At 59.3% G+C, this 21,337-nt stretch carries 20 protein-coding genes and 1 pseudogene; 13 read left to right on the forward strand and 8 right to left on the reverse strand.

The genetic code is table 11. The features are described 5' to 3' along the window. Positions 1-100: 100 nt before the first annotated feature. On the forward strand, positions 101-301 hold the full coding sequence (locus FHT79_RS11735; protein WP_127431630.1) for a hypothetical protein: 201 nt from the start codon (positions 101-103) through the stop codon (positions 299-301). Positions 302-311: 10 nt separating this feature from the next. Here FHT79_RS11735 and FHT79_RS11740 read toward each other — a convergent pair whose 3' ends face one another. Beyond that, positions 312-926, reverse strand: a complete 615-nt coding sequence (locus FHT79_RS11740) for a type II toxin-antitoxin system VapC family toxin (protein WP_183903381.1) — start codon at positions 924-926, stop codon at positions 312-314. Positions 927-1,025: 99 nt separating this feature from the next. On the opposite strand from FHT79_RS11740, the gene FHT79_RS11745 reads away from it, so the two are divergent. The 3 genes from FHT79_RS11745 to FHT79_RS11760 all read left to right on the forward strand — a co-directional run bounded on the left by FHT79_RS11745 (position 1,026) and on the right by FHT79_RS11760 (position 4,063). Beyond that, complete coding sequence (locus FHT79_RS11745; RefSeq protein ID WP_183903382.1) at positions 1,026-1,229, forward strand: hypothetical protein; 204 nt, start codon at positions 1,026-1,028, stop codon at positions 1,227-1,229. Between the two features lie 343 nt (positions 1,230-1,572). Then, positions 1,573-2,190 (forward strand): hypothetical protein, encoded by a 618-nt coding sequence (locus FHT79_RS11755; RefSeq protein WP_183903384.1) that lies wholly within the window; start codon positions 1,573-1,575, stop codon positions 2,188-2,190. A 10-nt stretch (positions 2,191-2,200) separates the two neighbouring features. After that, a complete protein-coding gene (locus tag FHT79_RS11760; protein WP_183903385.1) occupies positions 2,201-4,063 on the forward strand; it encodes an AAA family ATPase in 1,863 nt (620 codons plus the stop codon). Positions 4,064-4,469: 406 nt separating this feature from the next. Here FHT79_RS11760 and FHT79_RS11765 read toward each other — a convergent pair whose 3' ends face one another. The 3 genes from FHT79_RS11765 to FHT79_RS11775 all read right to left on the reverse strand — a co-directional run bounded on the left by FHT79_RS11765 (position 4,470) and on the right by FHT79_RS11775 (position 9,481). After that, a complete protein-coding gene (locus FHT79_RS11765; protein ID WP_183903386.1) occupies positions 4,470-5,096 on the reverse strand; it encodes a VTT domain-containing protein in 627 nt (208 codons plus the stop codon). A 195-nt stretch (positions 5,097-5,291) separates the two neighbouring features. Beyond that, entirely contained in the window at positions 5,292-8,447 is a 3,156-nt protein-coding gene (locus FHT79_RS11770) for an efflux RND transporter permease subunit (protein WP_183903387.1), read from the reverse strand. Further along, positions 8,447-9,481, reverse strand: coding sequence for an efflux RND transporter periplasmic adaptor subunit (locus FHT79_RS11775; RefSeq protein WP_183903543.1), 1,035 nt, complete (start codon positions 9,479-9,481; stop codon positions 8,447-8,449). Before FHT79_RS11775 ends, FHT79_RS11770 begins: the two co-directional genes overlap by 1 nt. A 287-nt stretch (positions 9,482-9,768) precedes the next feature. Here FHT79_RS11775 and FHT79_RS11780 point away from each other — a divergent pair, with 287 nt between their 5' ends. Next, positions 9,769-10,392: an SDR family oxidoreductase gene (locus FHT79_RS11780; protein WP_183903388.1), complete on the forward strand. Its 624-nt coding sequence runs from the start codon at positions 9,769-9,771 to the stop codon at positions 10,390-10,392. 167 nt (positions 10,393-10,559) lie between these two features. On the opposite strand, the gene FHT79_RS11785 is transcribed toward FHT79_RS11780, so the two are convergent. The 3 genes and pseudogenes from FHT79_RS11785 to FHT79_RS11795 all read right to left on the reverse strand — a co-directional run. After that, positions 10,560-11,198, reverse strand: a complete 639-nt coding sequence (locus tag FHT79_RS11785) for an FAD-dependent oxidoreductase (protein WP_183903389.1) — start codon at positions 11,196-11,198, stop codon at positions 10,560-10,562. After that, complete coding sequence (locus tag FHT79_RS11790; protein WP_348649670.1) at positions 11,195-12,127, reverse strand: SDR family NAD(P)-dependent oxidoreductase; 933 nt, start codon at positions 12,125-12,127, stop codon at positions 11,195-11,197. Before FHT79_RS11790 ends, FHT79_RS11785 begins: the two co-directional genes overlap by 4 nt. 118 nt (positions 12,128-12,245) lie before the next feature. Continuing rightward, positions 12,246-13,168: pseudogene (locus tag FHT79_RS11795) on the reverse strand (efflux RND transporter periplasmic adaptor subunit); the annotation flags it as partial. 159 nt (positions 13,169-13,327) lie between these two features. Between FHT79_RS11795 and FHT79_RS11800 the strand changes: the two are divergent. From FHT79_RS11800 to FHT79_RS31940, 7 genes are all read left to right on the forward strand, one after another. Then, positions 13,328-14,014, forward strand: a complete 687-nt coding sequence (locus FHT79_RS11800) for a response regulator (protein WP_183903391.1) — start codon at positions 13,328-13,330, stop codon at positions 14,012-14,014. A 2-nt stretch (positions 14,015-14,016) separates the two neighbouring features. Beyond that, the gene (locus FHT79_RS11805) at positions 14,017-15,291 is read left to right on the forward strand and encodes an ATP-binding protein (protein WP_183903392.1); all 1,275 of its coding nucleotides are present in this window, start codon (positions 14,017-14,019) and stop codon (positions 15,289-15,291) included. A 201-nt stretch (positions 15,292-15,492) separates the two neighbouring features. Next, positions 15,493-16,374 (forward strand): DUF3313 domain-containing protein, encoded by an 882-nt coding sequence (locus FHT79_RS11810; RefSeq protein ID WP_183903393.1) that lies wholly within the window; start codon positions 15,493-15,495, stop codon positions 16,372-16,374. Between the two features lie 44 nt (positions 16,375-16,418). Continuing rightward, the gene (locus FHT79_RS11815; RefSeq protein WP_183903394.1) at positions 16,419-16,787 is read left to right on the forward strand and encodes a hypothetical protein; all 369 of its coding nucleotides are present in this window, start codon (positions 16,419-16,421) and stop codon (positions 16,785-16,787) included. A gap of 162 nt (positions 16,788-16,949) precedes the next feature. Then, on the forward strand, positions 16,950-17,963 hold the full coding sequence (locus tag FHT79_RS11820; RefSeq protein WP_183903395.1) for an MBL fold metallo-hydrolase: 1,014 nt from the start codon (positions 16,950-16,952) through the stop codon (positions 17,961-17,963). Between the two features lie 117 nt (positions 17,964-18,080). Continuing rightward, entirely contained in the window at positions 18,081-18,791 is a 711-nt protein-coding gene (locus tag FHT79_RS31935) for a hypothetical protein (protein ID WP_210304756.1), read from the forward strand. Further along, a complete protein-coding gene (locus tag FHT79_RS31940) occupies positions 18,782-19,285 on the forward strand; it encodes a hypothetical protein (protein WP_210304757.1) in 504 nt (167 codons plus the stop codon). Before FHT79_RS31935 ends, FHT79_RS31940 begins: the two co-directional genes overlap by 10 nt. 214 nt (positions 19,286-19,499) lie before the next feature. Here the strand turns inward: FHT79_RS31940 and FHT79_RS11830 are convergent, their stop codons facing one another. Then, a complete protein-coding gene (locus FHT79_RS11830) occupies positions 19,500-20,429 on the reverse strand; it encodes an NADP-dependent oxidoreductase (protein ID WP_183903396.1) in 930 nt (309 codons plus the stop codon). 208 nt (positions 20,430-20,637) lie between these two features. Between FHT79_RS11830 and FHT79_RS11835 the strand changes: the two genes are divergently transcribed. After that, positions 20,638-21,213: a PadR family transcriptional regulator gene (locus tag FHT79_RS11835; protein ID WP_183903397.1), complete on the forward strand. Its 576-nt coding sequence runs from the start codon at positions 20,638-20,640 to the stop codon at positions 21,211-21,213. The last annotated feature ends 124 nt before the right edge of the window (positions 21,214-21,337 follow it).

The following is a 21,337-nucleotide window of genomic DNA, read 5'->3' on the forward strand; positions in this document are numbered from 1 at the left end:
TGCAGGACGCCCTTCAGGCAAGCGGCCAAACGGGTTAATATGGCGCATGTCCCAAGTGGGTGACATCTCCGCGATGGCGATGTCGGAATCGGAGATTGGCATGCCACATGGCGAAAAGAACGACGACGGCGAAGGCAGCGTGATCGGTCCGATCGGGGAAATGTCGGCTGACAACGAAACGGTTGGCGATGCGCTGTCAAAGGTTGGGTTCGAGCCGGCCAAGGTCGGCCGCAAGATCGTAACCCAGGGGAAACGACGGGAAAGTCTGAAACGGTGGGCTTCCCGGAAACCGGACCAGTAGAGCTGCGGCGCTACCGCGAACCGTTTGCAGGTTCGAACGAAGCGATGATCGGTGGGTTCGAAAGCTTGGGCAAAGCCCTCTCGTGCGGGTCGGGCTCGTCCGGATCGAAATACGGCAGCGGTACCTGGAAGACGGGGTCGACGAACCATCGCGCCTTCATCGGATGATGCAAGCCGGGCAGGGGAAAGAGTTCGTGGATCCGAAGGAAGTCATCGACGTTTGCCGTGAGGATCGGCATCCGGTGGACGATAGCCACCGCTGATATCGCCAGGTCGTGGCCAAGCCTGTTGCTCTTCTGGTTCCGCTGCACGGTCCAAAGATGCCTAAGCCGCGGGACCGACGTCATTTCGGCATATTTGCTCGCAACCGCCGCGGTCATCTCTGGAAAGGGAAAATCCATCTTCACGACGTCATTGGCCCAGTTGGCGATCCGTAGGGCGCTTTCTGGGTCATCCCGGACTTTGAGGTGGGCTCCGCGCATCAACTCTGTTATCACAGGGTAGCAGAGCGCCAGACGATGGATGCCGATGCGCAGCAGCCAAGGGCGAAGCCCGGGCGGCGCCTTCTGTCGGCCCATCAGGCTGACGATGTCGGTATCCATCAAAAGCAGCGGTTCTGCTTGCACGGTAGATTCCTGTGGTCAGGGTTTGAGTTCTTCAAAAATTCCGAGGCACTCTCCAATTCGATGTTACAATCCCCGGGCTGAAGTTCGCGAGGGGGCCCGATGACGCAAAGTTCCGACTGGCAGAGACAAGAGGCCGAGGCCCGCATCCGTGAGGTCTTGGATGCAGCAAAGGCGCGGGGTACCCAGAGAGTCATCGATGCTGACGGCAGATTCCTGGTGACCTTCGAGCCTGTGAAGAAAACCCTGGAAGAGCTGTTCGCACAGCCCGGCCCGCTGTCTGACGACGACGATCTCAATCTCTGATCATGTTTTCTGCTGGTATTGGAACGTAACCGGCGACGGGGCGACCAACAAGACGGTAAGTGCGCTAATTAATGGCGCTACGCCTATGCCACTGATCGGCTTCAAGATAAATTTCGCGAGGTTGTCTTGAAACCCACAACTTCCCTCGTTTGCACCCCCTGCCACGCAGAACATCGAGCGTTCGGTGAAACAAATCTCTGTTTTGCCGGCTTGACGAGTAAATTTTCGTTCACTAATTGTTCTGGACATGAGCAACATCTTTGCACCGACCTTTCGAATAGGCTGACGGATTCCGGGACCGATCCCGACGCCGCCCAGATTACCGTTCGTTGGAGTGCAGGTCATGAAGACCGGATCCGCTCATGCAGCAGGCGATGAAGCTTGCGATTCTCCCAACTACCGCCCGTATTTCCCTTTTGTGACGCTCAAGTGCGTCGGGCGACCTGTTTTCCGATCCCGCGAGGCGCGCAATTACGCCTGCCTGCTTGACCTCGATCCCAGCGTGGTGTCGTGGCGGTGCCTTACCTACGCGCTTGCGGACAACCATGGTCCCAAGCGCTATTACGTCGACTTTTTCGTGGAGAAAGTCGATGAACATCTTCTTGTCGAGGTGTGCGATCGTGACCCGGGAAACACTGAGTGGATCAGAATTCTGGCCGAGCAATTCGAATGCAGATATCAGGCGGTGCTGATGTCCGCCATCCGAAGTCAACCTCGGCTTCAGAATGCGAAGGATCTCCTGCGATACGCTGGCTACGAAGCAGCCCTCGGCGACCGGATCCGGATCCTTGCAGCCCTCGACGAGCTTGGGTCCTTGACACTTGCTGAATGCCTATCGGCCGTCCGCGACGGCCGACCGATGCAGACGGTGGCGGCGATGATCCTCACGGGACACATTGAAGTCGAACTCGATGAAGAACTGCTCGGGCCTGATACCACGGTCCGGCGCGCCAGCCGATAGGGAGCGTTCCATGAGAACTGTACCCCTGTCTGAGCGCGCTTCGACGCTCGAAGTGCAAACCTATGCCTTCGCCGTCCGCAGCGCCCTTCGCCGCGGCCGGGTGTTCCTGCCGGAGAACCGCCTGGTCGGGCTGCGGCTTCCACCGGGTGGCGACATGGACGCGTACAAGGATGCGGCCGAGACCATCCTGAAGTCTGCTGGTCTTGAAAAGTACACGATTTCGATGGTCATCGTCACATCCGGTCCTGGAGAGGCCGACGCTAGGGATGCCATTCAACTATCAAGATACAAAGCGGCCCTAATCGTCCTCATTCAGGACGGCGCGGACATTCCTTCCGAGCTGATGGTCGCCCTCGACCGCATCATTGATGTCGCCGCAGTGAACGCGAGACATCTGGTCGCTGCTGCGAAGTCGATCGCAATGAACATTCCGCTCGAAATCGCACGAAGACTTGCAGCTTTCCCGGCCAGCATGCTGTTCCTCGCACTGCGACCGGGACGGCCCCTTGATACCGTGCTTGAGAAGCTGGAATCGGCCGCGCTCGTACACAAGCAGATCCCTAAGCTGCCATCATGGGAACCTCGCATCGACGACTTGGAGGGATATGGGAAGGCAAAGGAATGGGCACTCGATCTCGTCACCGACCTGAGTGACTGGCGGGACGGGAGGATTACCTGGTCGGATGTGGCCTCGGGTATCCTATTGAGTGGGCCTCCGGGGACCGGAAAAACAATGTTCGCTGAAGCAGTCGCGCGGTCCTGTGGTGCGAATTTCATCCCCGCCTCGAGCGCGGTCTGGCAATCAAAGGGTCATCTCGGCGACATGCTGGCTGCCATGCGTCGCTCGTTCGAGAAAGCGGCAAAAACGCCGCCGACGGTGCTGCTGATCGACGAGATCGACTCGATCGGTGACCGGACGAAGTTCAGGGGACACAACACCGATTACAGCATCCAGGTAGTCAACGCACTTCTGGAGCTGCTGGACGGTTCGGGAGGCCGCGAGGGGGTGATCGTGGTCGCCGCGACGAACTACCCTGAACAGGTGGATCCAGCCCTGCGCCGGCCCGGTCGCCTCGACAGGCATGTCGCCATCGAACTGCCGGACGAGGACACGCGGGCGAAAATCATTGCGATGCATCTTGGCGATGGCGCGAGCCCGGACGAACTGAAGACACTCGCGGCTGCGACTGTCGGTCGCTCTGGCGCTCAGCTCAGGCAGTTGGTCGGCGACGCAAAACGAAGAGCGCGCCGACAGGCTAGGGATGTCCGGCCTGCCGACCTGATCGCAATGATTCCGCCTATGAGGCACCTAACGGAACAGGAGCGGCGGATCGCCAGTACTCACGAGGCCGGTCACGCAGTGGTCGGCATCGAACTTGGCGTCGCGACCGTCGACGGGATCGTCGTTTTGCCACAGGTCATGAGAAGCGATGGAGTTCAGGGCTATGTCCAGTGGCGGAGAGAACGATCGCTATTTAGGGGCAGGAAATCCTACCGCTCCGAATTGGCAATGCTATTGGGCGGCCTCGCGTCCGAAAGGGTCATCCTCGGTGAATCGTTTGATGGCTCTGGTGGCGGAGCTGACTCGGATCTGCATCGCGCGACCAACCTTGCAACGATCATGGCGGTTTCGCTTGGGATGGGCGGCGTGATTTCTTACACCCATGCGTCATCATCAGAGGAGCTTGCGGAACTTCGGCGCGAGGATCCGGAATTGCGGCTGCGGGTAGAGCGGCTTCTGTCGGACTCGCTCGACCGAGCCTGCGAAATCATCAGGCGCCGCCGGGATGAGGTGGAGCGCATTATTCAAATTCTTTGCGAACGAGAGGTTGTCACAGGCGACGAGCTGCGGGCTATGGGTCTAGGAGGTTAAATCGGGCGTGCTGCCGTTCCTCCTCATTCGGTTTCGATGATCGTTCAGCCGAATTCGGCCGCAGAACAGAGCCCTGAGACGCTCTGATCGAGCATGAGCGCGGGCTGGCGCTGGAGTTCCGAGCAATTGAAACTATCTGTGCCGCGCGACGCGGTCCGCGATGGGCCACTCCCGTAGCGTCTTCGGGATTCGCTGGTCTTGGTACCTGCATCCAACGTATGATCTGGCATAGATGGTCTATGCAAACAGGAGCACTTTGATGGATTCCGATGGACCAATTGTCACACTCCTTTCACTCGCCTCCTAGGCATCCGCCATCCGATCGTATCGGCCGCAACGCGGCGAGGATCGGCAAGGAATGAGCGGACGAAGCGAAGATGGTCGGCCAGCAGACTGTAGCTGAAGCTCATCGCGCCCGGACCTTCCATCGCCAGCTCCAGAAGGCGAGCCCTTCTGCGATGACAAGTGCGATCGCGGTCTTGAGTGCGAGAATCGGTGCGTTCGCATCCGTGTCGACGAGCGCGAAGGCATATCCCACGCCTATAAAAAGCCCGTTCCACAATGCAGCTCCCAAGGCGGTCGCGCCTGCAAACTGCCAGAATCTGATATGCAACAATCCCGATATGCCCGGCGAGATAAGCCGAACGGTGGGGATCAATTGTGCGAGAAACGCGATCGACCGCTGGTTGGAACGCAATCGGTCCTCCCACAGCCGATACTTCTCGGGCGAAATCCCGATCAGACGCGCTGCACCTTCGATAAAACGGCGGGAGCGGCGTTCGCCGACGGCTCGGCCAAGCAAATACAAGGACAAGCAGCCTAGAGTGCTGCCGACCAGGCTCAAAGCCAGGGCGGCAGGCAGGGAGAAACTTCCATCAGCCGCCGCCACGCCTATTACGACGAGCACTGCATACGACGGGAGCACTGGTACGAAGCGCTCCAAGAATGTCGCGATCATCGGTGTCATGACGCCAAAAGCAGCAATGAGAGGTATCAGCGCGGCGAGTGGATCTGAGGTGAGTAGGTCAGGCATAGCGCCTCCCAATCGGTGGGTAGGCTGCTGTATAGAGGCAGGACGCGCAGGCGGCATCATGCCGCCTGCTGGGGGAAAACGTCCCGCGGCCTTCTTCCACGATGGGGGCTTGGAAGTCGACCGAAGAGGTTGCAATGAAAGGCGCGACAGTTCGCCGTCGCGTGATTGTCTGCCTGATAACCAGCCGAACGGAATTCATCTCTGACCTTGCCCCCGAGTCGAATGGAGAGGCTTGAAGGCGATCGCCACGCGATCGTTGGATGTCTCCGGCTTTTCGTCCGCGGTCTCCCGGGCGAACCCGAGGCGGCGCAGCGACCGCTTGAGGAGCTGTTCCAGATCGTCGACCAAGGTGAAGATGACGGGGATGACGATGAGGCTTAGGAAAGTCGACATCATCAAGCCGCCGATCACCACAATGGCCATCGGTTGACGAAAGCTTGAATCACCGCCCATTAGGCTGAGCGCTGCTGGCAGCATCCCCGAAGCCATGGCGATGGTGGTCATGACAATCGGCCGCGCGCGCTTGTGGCAGGCATCAATGAGAGCGTCGAATCTGGACATGCCTTGCTGGCGCGACATAATCCCATATTCGATCAGCAGGATTGAGTTCTTCGTCACCACACCCATGAGCATCAGCAGCCCGATGACGGCCGGCATCGAGAAGCTTGTTCCGGTGACGACAAGCGGCAGCAGCGCACCGCCGAGCGAGAGCGGGAGGGCCATCAGAAGGGTGAGCGGCTGGAGGAAGTCGTGGAAGAGGAGGACGAGGACCGCGTAGATGCAGAACACACCAATCGCCATTGCCAGCGCGAAGCTCTGGAACAGCTCCGAACTGCGCTGAAGTTCGCCCTGTGAGACAAGGGTGACGCCCGTCGGCAGGTGTTGGAGCGCCGGCAGTGCCTGTGCCTCACGGTTGACATCACCAAGGATGCGACCGTTGAGCTCGACTGAGAGGGTGACATTGCGCATCCGATCGATACGATCGATTTGCGAGGGGCTGCCGCCGATCCGGATATCAGCAATTGATCCGAGATCAACACTGCCGTTGGTTCCAGCCACCCGCATGTTCTTGATGTCGTCGAGCTTTGTCCGTGTCTCGGGGCTGAACCGAACGACGATAGGAACCTGGCGCTGCGGCAGGTTGAGCTTCGGCAAGGCAGAGGAATATTCCCCGTTCGTGGCCACGCGCACCGCTTCGGAGATCGCGCTTGACGTTACCCCGAGGGCCGCCGCACGCGCAAAGTCGGGTGCGATCTGGATTTCGGGCGCCTGCCTCGCGGCGGTAGATGTGACCGCGCCGATGCCTTGGAGCGTGCGAAGCTGTTCCTCCAGGGCCGTGCTCGCAGTCTCAAGTGCGTTTGCATCGTCGCTTGCTAGCGCGATCTCCAGCTTTGTTCCATTAGCGCCGTTGCCGACCTCCACACGCAGGCCGGGGAGAGTCGAGAGGGCCTGCCGGATGTCGTTTTCAATCTCTGACTGCTTTCGATTACGCTCATCGATGGGTTTGAGAACGACAACGATAGTCGCGGAGCCGAGATCGCTCGAGGTGGTGACGTTGGGCCCGCCGCCGTTCGAAGACGCGACCCCCACCGAAGAAAAGACACGCGTGACGTCCTTGAGCTTGCCGACGATATCGGAGGCCTGGCTGGTGGCGGCGTCCGTCTGCTCGATGGTGGCACCCGGCTGCATGGTCAGCGTGATCTGGGTTCGCGCGTCGTCGGAAGCGGGCAGGAACCCCGATTTGAGGAAGGGAATGGTTGCCAGCGAAAGCGCAACGACGATGGCGGTGAGGGCCACCGTAGTTTTCCTGTGTGTCAGGGCTGCCCTCGCAACGGCCATGTAGGCGCGCATGATGCGCCCATCCTTCTCGTCCGCGGGATGAGCCTTCATGAAATAGGCAGCCATCATCGGCGTCAGGAGGCGCGCTACCACGAGCGAGGCAAGGACTGCAACGGCGGCGGTGATGCCGAACTGGCGGAACACGAGGCCGGGTATTCCGCTCATGAACGCCGTCGGCAGGAATACGGCGACGAGCGTGAAGGTGGTTGCGATGACCGCAAGCCCGATCTCGTTGGCGGCTTCCATTGCGGCGTCGATCGGCCGCTTGCCCATCCGCAGGTGGCGAGCGATGTTCTCGATCTCGACGATGGCGTCATCCACGAGGATGCCGACCACCAGCGACAACGCGAGCAGCGTGACGATGTTCAGGCTGAATCCGGCAAGATACATCACCAGGAAGGTGGGTATAACAGAAAGGGGCAGCGCAACGGCCGACAGGATCGTTGCACGCCAGTCCCGGAGGAAGAACCAGACGACGATGATGGCCAGGATCGCGCCTTCGTACAGCATGCTCATTGAAGTTTCGTAATTGCCGATGATCCGGCCGATCGTGCTGTAGGCCTCGTCGATCTGAACATTGGGATGGCCCGCCGCGAATTGCTTGATCGCCGCGTCAACATCCGCGGCGACGCCGCTGTCCGAAAAGCCGTTCGAACGCTTGATCTCGACCGCGATCACCCGTTGGCCATCGAGATAGGCAATCGAGGACCGCTCGGCGAAGCTGTCCGTGACAGACGCGATGTCGTCGAGGCGAACCTGCTGGCCGTTTGCCATGGGGATCTTGAGCCCCTTCAATGCCTCGACCGATGGCAGGGCGCCGAGCGTGCGCAAGGTCTGACGGGTGCCGCCGATTTCTCCGAGGCCGCCTGACGTATCCGCCTGCACGGCCTTTAGTTGCGACGATACGGTGGCCGCGGTGACGCCAAGTGATGCCATCGTCGAAGGATCGAGGTCGACGTGAACCTCACGATCAATTCCGCCGATGCGGTTGACCTGCCCGACACCGGGCACCGACAGCAGCGCTTTGGTCAGATCATTGTCGACGAACCAGGAAAGTTCAGTCTCGTTGAGAGCGGTAGAGCGGATGGCATAGGTGACGAGAGCGGTGCTCTGTACCGTGACCTTCGTGACGCTCGGCGTCTCCATCTGAGGCGGTAGATCGCCATTGGCACTGTCGACGGCGTTCCGGACCTCGTTCAAGGCCGTTTCGCTGTCTTTCTCGAGCTTGAAGGCAACCTTGATGGACACCGTACCGTCGGTGATCGTCGTCGTGACGTGGTCGAGATAGCTGAGCGCGGCAAAACTATCCTCAAGGGGACGGGCGACCTCGGTTTCGAGCTGCGCCGGTGCTGCGCCATCGAGCGTCGCGGTGACGCTGATGGTCGGGAGGTCCATATCGGGAAAGTTCTGGATCGGCAGTTGCCTGAAGGCCAAAAGACCCCCCACGGCAAGCATGACAAACAGCAGGATCGCGGGAACGGGGTTGCGGATCGAGAAAGCGGAAAAGTTCATCAGTCGTTCTCCGCAACTTTCACAAGAGCGTTGTCCGACAGGAACGCGCCACCTGCGGTGACGACCTTGGAGGACTGGTCGATGCCGGAGACGATCTCCACTTCGGTGTCGTTACGGCGGCCCGTTTCGACGCGTATCCGTCGCACACGCTGATCCGCGCCGGCCGTGAAGAGGTAGCTGATGCCGTCCCGGAACACGATCGCAGTCTCGGGAACGGTCAGGGCCGGGGTGGTCCTGAGTTCTATGGTGCCTGTGACATAAAGACCAACGCGCGGGCGTACGTCCGCGGGAAGCGTGACATAGACGATCGCCCGGCTGGTATCTGTACTCACTGAAGGCGCGACAAGCCTCACCTTGCCCCGAATTGGGAGATCGCCAGGTTCGTTGATCTCGACGTCCAGTCCTTCGGTAATTCGTGGAAGATAGCGTGCCGAAACTTCGGCTTGCCACTCGACCCTTTGCTGGCGAACCATGCGGAACAGCTCGGTGCCGGCGGAAACAACGGCGCCGAGGTCTGCGGAACGCGAAGTAATGATGCCATCGTCGACGGCGGTGATTGCTGTCTGCGCAAGCCTGATTCTTTCGCTATCGAGCGCCGCCTCCTCGGACGCCAGACTTGCCGTTGCCGTCTGCTCGTCGGCCAGATATTCGACGATCTTTTCGTCGGAAAGCGCACCTGAAGGGCGGAGCTGCCGTGCCCGGTCGGCATTGGCCTTTGCTTTCGAAAGACTTGCCTTGGCAGTCTCGACGGCGGCCTCCTGCTTGCGAAGATCGGCGAGAACGCTCTCCTGTGAGAGCCGCACGAGCGTCTGTCCCTTGGTGACCACAGCGCCGACATCGACCAGAACATCGGTTATGCGCAGGCCGCTGATTTCAGAGGCGATGATCGCTTCCTGCCAGGGTTTAAGCCACCCGCTTGCCGGAACGGTCTCGGGCCAGTCCCGCTGCACCGGCGTCGTCAGGGAAACGGTGAGAGCAGGTGCGGGGGCTTGTTCTGCCGCGACATTGCGAAATGGAGACAGGAACGCCACCATAACGAGCGCGGTGGCGAGTGTCACGAATGGCTTTTCCAACGGTCCAATCCTTGCAGTTCCGGCTGAGGGGCGGGGCGGTGCCCACGCGACCGATGCCGCCATGCCTATCAATAGCCCGCTGAACGTTAAGTACGGTCAAGTTAGTGTTAAGCTAGGTAAAGTTGGATGGAGCGCTCACGTTTGTCCTGTAATACAGCCGGCATGGACGCCAGGCGACATGAAGGGAAGTGATCAAGAATCCGAACTCGCCGCCGGAGCCCGACCTTTCAAGCTTAAGGAGATGCTCCATGAAGATCGCAATCATTGGCGCAACGCGCGGCATTGGTTTGGCCACTGCTAAAGCGGCGCTGAAAGACGGCCACGAGGTCACTGCGCTCGCCCGTGAGCCAAGCCGCATGCCGATTAAGCACTCCCGGTTGCGGATCCTACAGGGAGATGCCCAGGAAGCCAACGCGATCACGGGACTCGTGACGGGACAAGACGTCGTCTGCGATTGCCTGGGAACCGCGAATGTAACGCGAACAATAACCATGTTCTCCCGCTGCGCCGAAAACCTTTCGAAAGCTCTTGAGCGGGAACAATTGCTCATCGCCGTCACGGGTATGGGAACCGGCGATAGCAAAGGACACGGGACATGGTTGTACGACCATTTATTCCTGCCGATTGTCCTTCGCAGGATTTACGCCGACAAGGATCGCCAGGAACGCATTATCAAGAACAATATCGCTCGCTGGATCATTGTCCGGCCCGGTTTCTTGACCAATGGTCCGTATATGGGGCGCTATAGGGCGCTGACCGATTTGCAGGGCATCCATGGTGGCAGAATTGCACGCGCCGACGTCGCCGGCTTCATGCTCAACCAAGCCAAGTCGCCTCAATTCATCGGTCAAACGCCTCTGTTGATTTACTGAGGTGTCCGGGGAGTGCAGCCCCGGCTGACGACCGCCGGGCAACACCGGCGCTTGGGCGTGGCGAGGGAGGGCTGCTCCTGCAAGCAGACCGAAGCTAGCCTTCAGTGCTCGACATAATGCTTTCTTCAATCGGTGGTGATTTCCCGCACCTTCTTGCCGATCTACGCCTATTTGTAGCTTTCTATTCTAACTTTCTCTTTCTCAATGCCGCACCCATTAAGGGTTTCAACGACAGATGCGATGAGCCTTCTCGATCCGCACACGTAGAAAATCGCATCATCGCCATAACCTCCCCCTACCTTCTTGACGGTGTCCACGAATGTCTCCGGACGGACCGCGAGATAGTCGGATACAAGCGGCTCCAACTCCTTTCGATAGAGGAAATCGCCCCGTTGGACTTGAACCAGCGCCGTCTGATGGTTCCCTGCTTTGTGCGCCTCCAGAATCATCGAGCGGAATGGGGTCATCCCCACGCCGCCCGCTATGAAAACCAAATTTCCGGTTCGGTGTTCGGGCAATTTGACGTGCGCGCCTGTGCCAAACAAACTGATTGTATCGTCGGGCTGTAGCGCGCTCATCTTTTTCTTGAATTTGCTATTTGATCCCAGATGCATGCTGAACATGAGCTCTGGATCTCCCGGGGCTGAGGCGAAGGACATCTCGCGAACCGAGCCAAGAAAGTCGAGCGGACCACCAACCCTCAAATGGGTGTACTGTCCCGCTCTGTAGTTGACGCCGGGTGCATCGAAGAAAAACGAGAAAACGTCGTCGTACTCGTGTACTTTTTTCGTAAAGGTAATCTTCATTGGGTCGGGGCCTGATCATCGAATCCAACCATAACTGCGCTTTCGCGCCACAACTGTTCCCGAGCCTCTCGGCTTCGCGCCAGTTGGGATGGATCGGGAAAGGTCGGCTTGCCCTTGACAAGCGAGACGTAGATCCGGCCCGGCGGCGGGATGACCGCCCCGAGAGCGATCTCGGCCAGCGCTTCGCCTGAGCGTTCGGGCGTACCGATGACGTATTCAGGACGGAAAAGGCCGACCACTCGGAAGACAGTATGCATGAGGAGCATGACGACAGCGCGCATGGCGCGGGGGCTGTCGCGGCCCAGCGACGTGCCACCGGTAAGGCCGGGGCTGAAGGCGATCACCGCGAGCTTACGGGCCCTGACCTCTTCCCTGGCAGCGAAGGATTGTGCGGTCAGCAAATTGCACAGCTTGGAAGCTGCATACGCGCGTATGCCCATGCCAAAGCCGCTCTTGTCGGGATGCGCCAGGGCCTGGGGATCGAGAGCCTTGGGAGCGATTGGCGTAACGGCGGGATCGTGCGTTTCGCTAGTGGTGATCACCAGACGGCCTTGATCGGCCATTTGCGGCAGCAGGAGTCGAGCCAGCAGGTAGTGGGCGAGGTGATTGACCGCGAAGGTCAGTTCGTAGCCTTCGACACTCCTGCCTTCGTTCGTCGAGGCCTGCATGCCGGCATTGAGAACCAATATGTCGATGCGGCCACTTTCGAGCCGCGATGTGACAGCCTCAGAAAATTGGCGGACGCTCGTGAGAGATGCGAGATCGAGAGGAATGACCTTCACGCCGGGAGGTACAGCTCGTCCGCTTCCACGGGCACCGACGATGACCCGTGTACCTGGCTGAGCGGCGATCTTCTGAAGCGCATGTAAGCCGAGTCCGGCCGTGACTCCGGTCATGACAACAATACGCTGGGATTTGGCTTGGTTCACGTCGAATATTCCGTTTTTGTAGGTGTGGGGTTTGGCGGATCGGGATCGAGTCCAGCTCCGGCATGACGAACGCGTCGCGACAATGGATTCGCATGATGGGTTCGCGCCGGACGCGGTCACTTATCCGGTCCCCGAACACGGTCGCGGTTTGGAAAACGCTGGGGCTGGTGTCGCCTGAAGTTCAATTTTGCCCGTCACGTACAGTCCGGTACGTGGATGGACGCCGGCCGGAAAGGCGACATAAACGATCGCTCGGCTCGTATCGGCGCTGACCGAAGGGCCGACAAGCCTGACCTTGCCTTGGATCCGCTGATCATCGGGGCCTTTGACCACGACGTTCGACCCTTCCGAAATTCGTGGAAGGTAATCTGCCGGAACCTCTGCCTGCCATTCGACACGCTGCTGGCGCACCATGCGGAACAGCTCGGCGCCGGCGGAGACGACGGCACCGAGCTCGGCAGACCGCGAAATTATCAGACCGTCGTCGGCTGCGGTGATGGTCGTCTGCTCGAGCTTGACCCTGTCGTTATCGAAGTCGGCCTTTGCGGCTTTAAGGCTGACAACCGCCGTCTGTTCCGCGGCCACGTATTGCGCGATGTCCTCGGCGGAGCCCGCACCTGAAGGACCTAGTTGCCGCACCTGGTCGACATTTCCTCTTGCCTTCGACAGGTTCGCTTTTGCCGTCGCAATGGCCGCTTCGTGTTTCTGAAGGTCTGCAAGTACGCTCTCCTGCGAAAGCCGCACGAGCGTCTGCCCTTTCGCAACCACGGAGCCGACATCAACCAGGACCTCGGTGATGCGAAGGCCGCCCGTCTCGGAGGCGACAATCGCCTCTTGCCAGGGCTTGAGCCATCCTTCCGCCAAGAGGGTTTCGGGACAATCCTGCTGCGACGGCGCCGTCAGGGACACAGCGAGCGGCGGCGCGGCGGAGTGTTCCATAATGAAGTTGCGGAACGCGAAGAGAAGTGCGGCCGCAACGAATGCAGCGGCGAATGTCATGGACGGCTTTCTCAACGATGCTTTCCTTGGAATATTCGGCATCGGCGCGGACCTGTGCCGCCACGCGGGCGATGCCATAATGCCTATCAGTAGCCGTCTGAATGTTAAGTGCGGTCAAGTTAGTGTTAAGCTAGGTAAAGTTGGGTGGAGAGTTCCCATTCGTGCTGTATGACGGCGGATGCGAACAACGGAACCACACGAATGAACAAGGTTCTCCTCATCGACGACGATGTCGAGCTGACGACTCTTCTGCAGGAATATCTGGCGGAGGAAGGATATGATGTAGTGACTGACACGGATGGCCGAGCCGCGATTGCGGCTGCCGCCGGCAATAAGGTCGACATCATCGTGCTCGACATCATGATGCCCCGGATGAACGGGATCGAGGTCCTGCAGAGAATCCGGAAATTGAGCCAAATCCCGGTGCTGATGCTGACGGCCAGGGGCGATGACATCGACCGGATTTCGGGCCTGAACCTCGGCGCCGACGACTATGTTCCAAAGCCTTGTTCACCGGGCGAACTTGCGGCGCGCGTGCGTGCGATTCTGCGTCGAGCGGGCCAGCCAGCGGCCGGTTCGGCGACCGATACGCTGAGGACGGGACAGCTCGTGATACATCCGGGTAGTCGAACCGCCGAATGGCGCGGAGAACCTTTGGAGCTGACCGGCACCGAGTTCAGGCTGCTCGAAATTCTCGCGCGCAGCGGGGGGCAGCTTTTATCGAAGCAGGATATTTCGAAACTGGCCTTCGGAAAGCCACTCACCCCGTTCGATCGCCGCATCGACGTTCATATCAGCAGCGTGCGTCAGAAGCTGGGGCTCAGAGAGGATGGGCAATCTTGGATCCGGTCCGTTCGCGGCCAAGGCTATCAACTTTTGGTGGATTGACCATGCCCCGGCTTTTTTGGAAGTTCTTCAGGGTCATCTGGCTGACCATGGCGCTCTCTGTCGCAGCTATTGTCCTTGTCCTGAAGCTGCTGCAGGCGGTTCCCTTCGCCTGGGAGGTCGAGGAGGCGCGGCGGACGTTCGTAGTCAATCTGACTGAGAGCATTCTGGTTCAGGATGGGGAAGACGCGGCCACGCATTTCGTGCGCACAAGCGAGAGGACGCGGCCACTCGGCCTGGCCATCTCGAAAGTCGCGGACGCGGGACCTTGCACCGCGGGAGACAGACAGAATGGCAGGCTCGTCCTCAAGGATGGGGTTTGCTATCGAATATCTCTATCGGCTCCAACCAGCTTCACTCTTAAGAATCTTGTTCCGTTGATGCCGTGGCTTGCGATACTGATTTCGAGCACGCTGTCAGCGATCGCGCTCGCCCGATATCTCATTCGTCCGGTCGTTCACCTGCGTGACGGCCTGAGCGCGCTTGCCCATGGCCGTTTCGACGTTCGTATCGGAGACAAGATGGCCGGCCGAAAGGACGAGGTCACCGCACTCGCGCACGACTTCGATTCCACGGCAGCGAGACTGCAGGAGCTTCAGGAGGCGCAGCAAAGGCTTTTCCACGACGTCTCCCATGAACTGCGCTCGCCCTTGTCTCGTCTGCAAGCCGCTGTGGGCGTCCTGCGGCAAACACCGGCGAAACTGGGTGGCATGTTGGATCGCATGGATAGGGAGGTTGAACGCCTTGACCTGTTGGTGGGCGAAGTTCTGACCCTTGCCAGGCTGACAGCCGGATCCAGCAGCTCGCTGAAAGTGCAGTCGCTCGATGTCATCGACCTTCTGAACGAGATCCTCGGCGATGCCGCGTTCGAAGCCCAGGCACGAGGAGTTTCGATCACCACCAGTGTCGACGGCGTCTTCCTGGCGGAGGTGGAGGGGGAGCTGATCTACAGAGCCCTTGAAAACGTCGTTCGCAACGCCGTCAAGTATACGGCGGAGCATTCACGCATAACCGTGTCCTGTGCTTCGACGGCCGAACGCCTGACGATCCTCGTCGCGGATCAGGGGCCGGGAGTGAGACGGGACGAACTTGAGCGGATCTTCCAGCCGTTCTCCCGTGGCAACGACGCCGCCCCGCGAGGTGGATACGGTCTGGGCCTTGCGATCACCAGACAGGCGATCGAGCGTCATGGCGGGCGGGTATATGCATCACTGCCGGCCGCCGGCGGTCTGGCCATCACCCTCGAAATTCCCCGGAAGTCGACGAAACACGGTTCCTAGTGCGGCCAAGGCTGAGCCCGAGCTGATCAATCGACGCGCCCGAAAGAGGCATCGAAGTGCCCGTCATCTCAGGGCTGCGCAGACGCGTTTGAACCCCACGAAGACTGCCTTCACATTTTACCTAACTTTACAGTGCCTTTACCGCGGTTAACGCTGGCATTGCTAAAGCTGAGTCAAGACAACGGCTCAGAGATCTCACAAATGGACTTTGCCTTCCAACGACCTGGAACACGATTGCCGACAATTCTCTGCTTGATGCTGACATTGTCGCTCTCGTCGTGTGCCAACTTGCCACTGCAGCAAAGAGGGACGCTTGGCTCCTACGCTGGTATGGCCCCATCGGGTGGCACGCTCACAAAGGCAAAGCTAAGGGTTGATCCGCCACCCGTTCTCGCCGCGAAGACGGTACGCATCGTCCCGACGTCGGCGAACGTCGGCGGCACCAGTGCTTTCGATCCCAAAGATCTGGCGCTCGTCACAAACGCCATCGACCGCACCCTCTGTACCGGTCTTAGTGACCGCTTCAGGATTGTCGCTTCGGACGAGCCGGCTGATCTCACGGTCCATGCGACCGTCACCGACATCGTCGCTACCAACAGGACGGCGGCGGCGACCTCTACCGTCACATCCTTAGGCGCGTCGGTTGCACTCCCGGTGCCAATCCCGCGGATACCTCTCGGTCTTGGCGGCTTATCAGTGGAAGCAGAAGCGATTGGCCAGGACGGATCGCAGAAGGCGGCGATGCTCTGGTCGCGTGGAGCAAACGTGCTGACGACACCACGGTATTCCAACGTGGGGGATGCCTACTCGCTGTCTTCAGCATTCGGCACCGACTTCAGCCGGATGCTGGTCAAGGGCAAAGACCCGTTCAAAGGAATGCCTGCGATGCCCTCGGTGCAGAGTGTCAGGGTCTCGCTTGGCGGCGCTCCGAAATACGGCGCCTGCAAGGCCTTCGGGTCCGCCCCCGGCATCACGGGTGCGGTCGCCGGCCAGCTTGGTCTGCCGCCGGCTTGGAGCGACAAGGGCGCGCGCCGCGGGCCGCCAACAACAACAGTAAACCCATCCACCACGACGCGGTCGTGACGCAGTGATGACCGCATTTCAATCAAGGAAGAAAGGACGTCCAAATGAAGACACATGTTAAGATCGCAACGGCGGCGGTCTCAATTTTCGCCGCGAGCACAACGTTTGCCGCGCAGGGGCAGGGTTATCTGCCGCCGCAGAAGGCAGCCGCGATTCTCGCCGATGGCGCTCCTTGGTCGGCCGACGCGCCGAATGGCAGGTCCTTCAAACTCACCCTCAACAAAGACGGCACTGGTAGCATTAAAGGACCTCTAATGTTTGCACTATCCGTCAACTGGAAGGTCAAAGGCGACACCATGTGCCTCAACACCACGATGATGTCGAAGTGCCTGCGGTACCGCGAGATTCCTGGCGGACTTCAAGGCTGGAACGACGATCAACCCGATTTGAAGCTCAGCCGCCCGGCAAATTAGACCCGTGATGGCATCAGGCTGGTACCGTTGCGAACACGTCCCGCCCGATTCTCGCGGGTAGGGCTGAATGCATCCAACAAGGACTCCGGCTGACAGCCCGAAGAAGATGTCGCCGCCTGCGTGGGGCGACATCGAAAATCCCCTATCTTCTGAGATCCAATCATGACCAAACGGAACCGCTATGTCACCTTTCCGCCGACCGAGAACTTCGACGGGGTGCGTTTCGCCAATCCGGGGCATCCGGGAACGGATCGCTCGGTGCGGGACCTTTTTCGCTGGCAGAGGGAGCGCCGAGTACCGTGGCCCAAACGGGTGGACATCGTAAGGGCTGTACCAGAACGCCGTGTTTCCGAGCTGCGCGCCACCATGGTCGGGCACGCAACCGTATTGATTCAGGCGGCGGGGCTCAATGTTTTGACCGATCCCGTCTGGTCTGAGCGGGCAGGGCCGTATGGGTATATCGGCCGAAGTCGGACCACTGCGCCCGGCATCGCGTTCGCGGACCTACCTCCAATCGATGTGGTCCTGCTCTCCCACAATCACTATGACCATCTTGACCTGCCGACTTTGAAACGGCTGCACGAGCGCGATGCTCCTATGATCATCACACCGTTGGGCAACGAGACCATCATCCGCCGGGCTGTCCCCCGTGCCAGGATTGCCACGGGCAATTGGGGCACCCGCTTCCACCTGCCCAACGGCGCCGTCGTGGACATCGTGCCCGCCAATCACTGGTCGGCTCGCGGGATCGGCGACCGCCGCATGGCCTTGTGGGGCGGCTTCATGCTGAGGACCAATGCAGGACTCGTCTACTTCGCCGGCGACACCGGATATGGCACTGGTGCAATCTTCAAGGCCATGCGCGCGACCCATGGCCGACCTGATCTCGCCCTGATCCCGATCGGGGCCTATGCGCCTCGCTGGTTCATGGCGGCTCAGCATGTCGACCCGAAGGAAGCCGTGTTGATCATGCGCTCGCTGGACGCGCGCAAGGCTCTCGGTATCCACTGGGGCACGTTTCGGCTGACCGACGAGCCCTGGGATGAGCCGCCCCGGCTGCTTGCCGAAGCTCTTGCGTCGCATGGCATGAACCGAACCTGCTTCGAGGCTTTCCGACCTGGACAAGTTGTGGATGTCGATCCGCGACAGGATTCGGATGCCGGATCCCCCGACTGACCGATCGTCATGTATTAATGGGCGCTCTTCGTGGGCACCCGGTGCCGATCATGCTGCTGCAAGCCAAGTGCGCCTCGTCCCTTGGCCCGCGTTCCTCTGTGGAGAAGGAAATCAAATATGTCAGACGCGCAAAACACCGTTCATTGGACATCCACGAAGTTCAGCGAGACACTGATGATGGATGCTCTGCTGAAACACATCCTTGGGCTCATGCAATATGGCATGTCTGACCTCGGCGAAGTTTTTGAAGTCATCGGGCAGTTGAAGCCAAACGACGAAGAGCGCTGGATCAATGCATGGAGCGCAGTAGCACTCCGTCTCCAAAACTTGGCCGAAATGGCCGATCGCACAGATAAACGGCTGACGGCCTCTTCGACATATCTCCGCGCAGCGACCTACTGGCGCGCCTCGCTGATGTACTTCAGTCATCCTGAAGATTTGCGTATTGGCGAGTACGCACGTGCCAGTTCGAGGTGCTACCAGCGATATCTTGAGCTTTCTGGCTACCCGGGAAGGTATGTGGGGATCCCGTATGAGGACACATTCCTATCGGGATATTTCTTCAAATCTCCTGTTGCTGCAGAAAGCGCTCCGTTACTCATAATCACGCCGGGTCGCGATACCTGGGCTGACGATACAGTCTGGGTTTACGATGCTGCCCTGCGGCGTGGAATACATTGCCTGATCTATGATGGTCCAGGCCAGGGTCTGGCATTGAGGCTCAACAATCTTTATTTCCGACCCGACTGGGAGAACGTCAACCTGTCGTCGATTTCGCACTTGAAATTCCCGGAGTCGATCCGTCGAGGATTGGTCTTATGGGCTTGAGTTTCGGCGCGTTCCTTTCCGTGCGAGCCGCTGCCTTCGAAAAGCGCCTCAAGGTATGCATCGCCGACCCCGGATCCCTGAGTTGGGCAGAGGGTATTCTCAACCACTTCCCAGCCCCCATCCGTCAGGTGCTCGTCGGAGACGGTCCTGACGTCCTTCGGGAGGCATTTACCTGGACCGCTCAGCACACGTCGCTGAAGTGGCTCGTCAGAGATTATGCCTGGAAGCACGGGGTACGGGAGCAGGACGTGTTCAAAGCTCTCCTGGCCTATGACAACACACCCGTAATTGATCAAATCGAATGCGAAACGCTAGTCATGGACGGCACGGAGGAAATGGCAAGGGGCCAGGCGAAAAGGCTCTTCGATGCTCTCAAATGTCCGAAGCACTACATCCTGTTTGACGCGGATTCGACAGCACAAGCTCATTGCCAGATCGGAGCCTATTCCACGGCTTCTGCAACCTTGTTCGACTGGCTCGAGGGGCGCCTCTGAGATCACGGCCTTGGATCGAAGCCGCCGTCGCAGGTTCCTGATCAAGGTCGCCGAACGGGCCGGGTAATCGGCGATGCCGATAATCTCTTCGACCGGATCGAGAGACTGAAGGTGTTCCTTTCGTCGATTCCCCGAGTGTCAGGCCGGGGAGTCGACGAAGGAACGGAAGTTCAGCATCCCTCATGCTGCATGATGCTTGCTTGACTCTCTTGCCTCACAAACTCAAGACGACCTTGCCCGGAATTCGGGTACCGGATTCAATCGCTGTGATCGCGGATACTGCATCGGCAAACGGCACTACGAGGCCAACAGTTGGCCGCAACACGCCATCACTCGCGAGGTCCGCGATCGCTGAAAGACGCTTGATGCCCATGGTCGCGAACGCGAGCTTGTAACGTCGGGAGAGCATGCCACGCGCTACTCTTCGGAGGGTCGGATTGATGTCGACGAAAACGCCGCCCTTCTTCAGCATTGAGAGTCCGTGGCCTACATCCAACGTCCCAAGTGTGTCGAATACGGCGTCGAACTTGCCCTTCTGAGCCTGCAGTCGTCTATCGGTGTAGGAGAAGACGGAATCCACGCCGGCTGCTTTCGCGGTTTCCAAAGAAGCAGTCCCGCATGCGCCGCTGACTTTCACGCCACGAGCGAGCGCCAACTGCACGGCAGACGCCCCCACGGCACCAGTGCAACCGTTGATGAAGAGATGCGATCCCTGCGAGGTTTTGGCTTTGTCGAAAATAGCGGCCCATGCGGTCATCACTGGAATGGGCAGGCACGCAGCCTCCGGGAAAGAAAGGGACGCGGGTTTTTTCGCCACCAAATGAGAATCCAGGACAACTTCTTCCGCGAACGCACCAGATTCCTTGAAGTCCATCGTTCCGAAAACTTCATCATCTACGTTGATGTCCCTCACATCACTGCCGACAGCGGCAACAACGCCAGCGAAATCTGTTCCCATACCTTTAGGAAACTTGCGGTTGATGAACAGTTTCATCGCGCCCTGGCGAAGCTTCCAGTCAAAGGGGTTTATCGCTGCGGCACTTACGACGACACGCACTTGCTTCGGGCCAAGCTGAGGCAGCTTGGATTCGCCGATATACATCCTCGTGGGTCCGCCGTAGCGGTCATATTGCACTCTTTTCATATTTGGTCTCGTTCTCGATCCGAAATTCTTGCCGTTCGTAGCGTTGCTCCCATCCGGCAGCCGTTCCCTCAAGGGATGAGAGAGCGCTGCATTGCCTAAACTCGCCGTAGCTGATTTACCCGCACATGGAGTTTCATCGAGCTTGAATGTAGTGCCAACGCATGCATACTCATAGCAGAATACTCTCACGAGAGCAATAGGAGGCGTTATGTCATCGATCAGGCTTTTCATTCTGTCGTCCTTCGCCGAGCTTGGCCCGATGCATGGTCATCGCCTGAGGCAGGAGGCCGAACGCAAGCGCGTGCCGTTTTGGACAGACATACCGGTGGGCGCGGTTTACGGTGCGATGAACCGTCTTGCCGCTGAGGGTCTGTTGCGCGAAGCAGGACGCGAGCAGGAGGGTAATCGCCCCACCAGGCAACTCTACGAAATCACCGAGGACGGAAGACACGCATTGGCGCGTCTTCGGCACGACGGCCTGACTGAAATCTGGTTTAAGTATGATCCGTTCGACCTTGCGCTTACTCGTGTGGATCCAGCGAAGCTCGATGAACTTCCGGCGCTATTGGCGGACCGGCTTGCAAGGATGAAGGCGCAGCTCGAAGAGAGGCGGCGTATGATCGAGCAAGCGCTACCGTTTATCGGAGTGGCCGAGGAGTGGGCGGTTCGTCACACAGCGCACCGGATGGAAGCGGAGGTCCACTATCTTACCGATCTCATCACGGCGCTCCCAAACCTCATTGCCGACGAGAGGAATCCTCGGCCGCGACAGGAAAAGCCCTAGAGGAGAGCCGCTCGCCACGATCTTCTAACAGCGATCTCGATGGTCAATTGGAAATACCCCATACGCAGCATTTTCTGCGAAGCAAGCAGTGTGGCCACCGGCCACACGACCCGCTAGTCAGAGA

This window comes from Rhizobium sp. BK212 (assembly GCF_014197475.1).
Lineage (GTDB): Bacteria > Pseudomonadota > Alphaproteobacteria > Rhizobiales > Rhizobiaceae > Rhizobium > Rhizobium anhuiense.

Bases quoted from the DNA above. Each gene is read 5' to 3' on its own strand.
- FHT79_RS11735 (WP_127431630.1), top strand. From the start codon at position 101: ATGCCACATGGCGAAAAGAACGACGACGGCGAAGGCAGCGTGATCGGT.
- FHT79_RS11745 (WP_183903382.1), top strand. From the start codon at position 1,026: ATGACGCAAAGTTCCGACTGGCAGAGACAAGAGGCCGAGGCCCGCATC.
- FHT79_RS11755 (WP_183903384.1), top strand. From the start codon at position 1,573: ATGAAGACCGGATCCGCTCATGCAGCAGGCGATGAAGCTTGCGATTCT.
- FHT79_RS11760 (WP_183903385.1), top strand. From the start codon at position 2,201: ATGAGAACTGTACCCCTGTCTGAGCGCGCTTCGACGCTCGAAGTGCAA.
- FHT79_RS11765 (WP_183903386.1), bottom strand. From the start codon at position 5,096: ATGCCTGACCTACTCACCTCAGATCCACTCGCCGCGCTGATACCTCTC.
- FHT79_RS11770 (WP_183903387.1), bottom strand. From the start codon at position 8,447: ATGAACTTTTCCGCTTTCTCGATCCGCAACCCCGTTCCCGCGATCCTG.
- FHT79_RS11775 (WP_183903543.1), bottom strand. From the start codon at position 9,481: ATGGTGGCGTTCCTGTCTCCATTTCGCAATGTCGCGGCAGAACAAGCC.
- FHT79_RS11780 (WP_183903388.1), top strand. From the start codon at position 9,769: ATGAAGATCGCAATCATTGGCGCAACGCGCGGCATTGGTTTGGCCACT.
- FHT79_RS11785 (WP_183903389.1), bottom strand. From the start codon at position 11,198: ATGAAGATTACCTTTACGAAAAAAGTACACGAGTACGACGACGTTTTC.
- FHT79_RS11800 (WP_183903391.1), top strand. From the start codon at position 13,328: ATGAACAAGGTTCTCCTCATCGACGACGATGTCGAGCTGACGACTCTT.
- FHT79_RS11805 (WP_183903392.1), top strand. From the start codon at position 14,017: ATGCCCCGGCTTTTTTGGAAGTTCTTCAGGGTCATCTGGCTGACCATG.
- FHT79_RS11810 (WP_183903393.1), top strand. From the start codon at position 15,493: ATGGACTTTGCCTTCCAACGACCTGGAACACGATTGCCGACAATTCTC.
- FHT79_RS11815 (WP_183903394.1), top strand. From the start codon at position 16,419: ATGAAGACACATGTTAAGATCGCAACGGCGGCGGTCTCAATTTTCGCC.
- FHT79_RS11820 (WP_183903395.1), top strand. From the start codon at position 16,950: ATGACCAAACGGAACCGCTATGTCACCTTTCCGCCGACCGAGAACTTC.
- FHT79_RS31935 (WP_210304756.1), top strand. From the start codon at position 18,081: ATGTCAGACGCGCAAAACACCGTTCATTGGACATCCACGAAGTTCAGC.
- FHT79_RS31940 (WP_210304757.1), top strand. From the start codon at position 18,782: ATGGGCTTGAGTTTCGGCGCGTTCCTTTCCGTGCGAGCCGCTGCCTTC.
- FHT79_RS11830 (WP_183903396.1), bottom strand. From the start codon at position 20,429: ATGAAAAGAGTGCAATATGACCGCTACGGCGGACCCACGAGGATGTAT.
- FHT79_RS11835 (WP_183903397.1), top strand. From the start codon at position 20,638: ATGTCATCGATCAGGCTTTTCATTCTGTCGTCCTTCGCCGAGCTTGGC.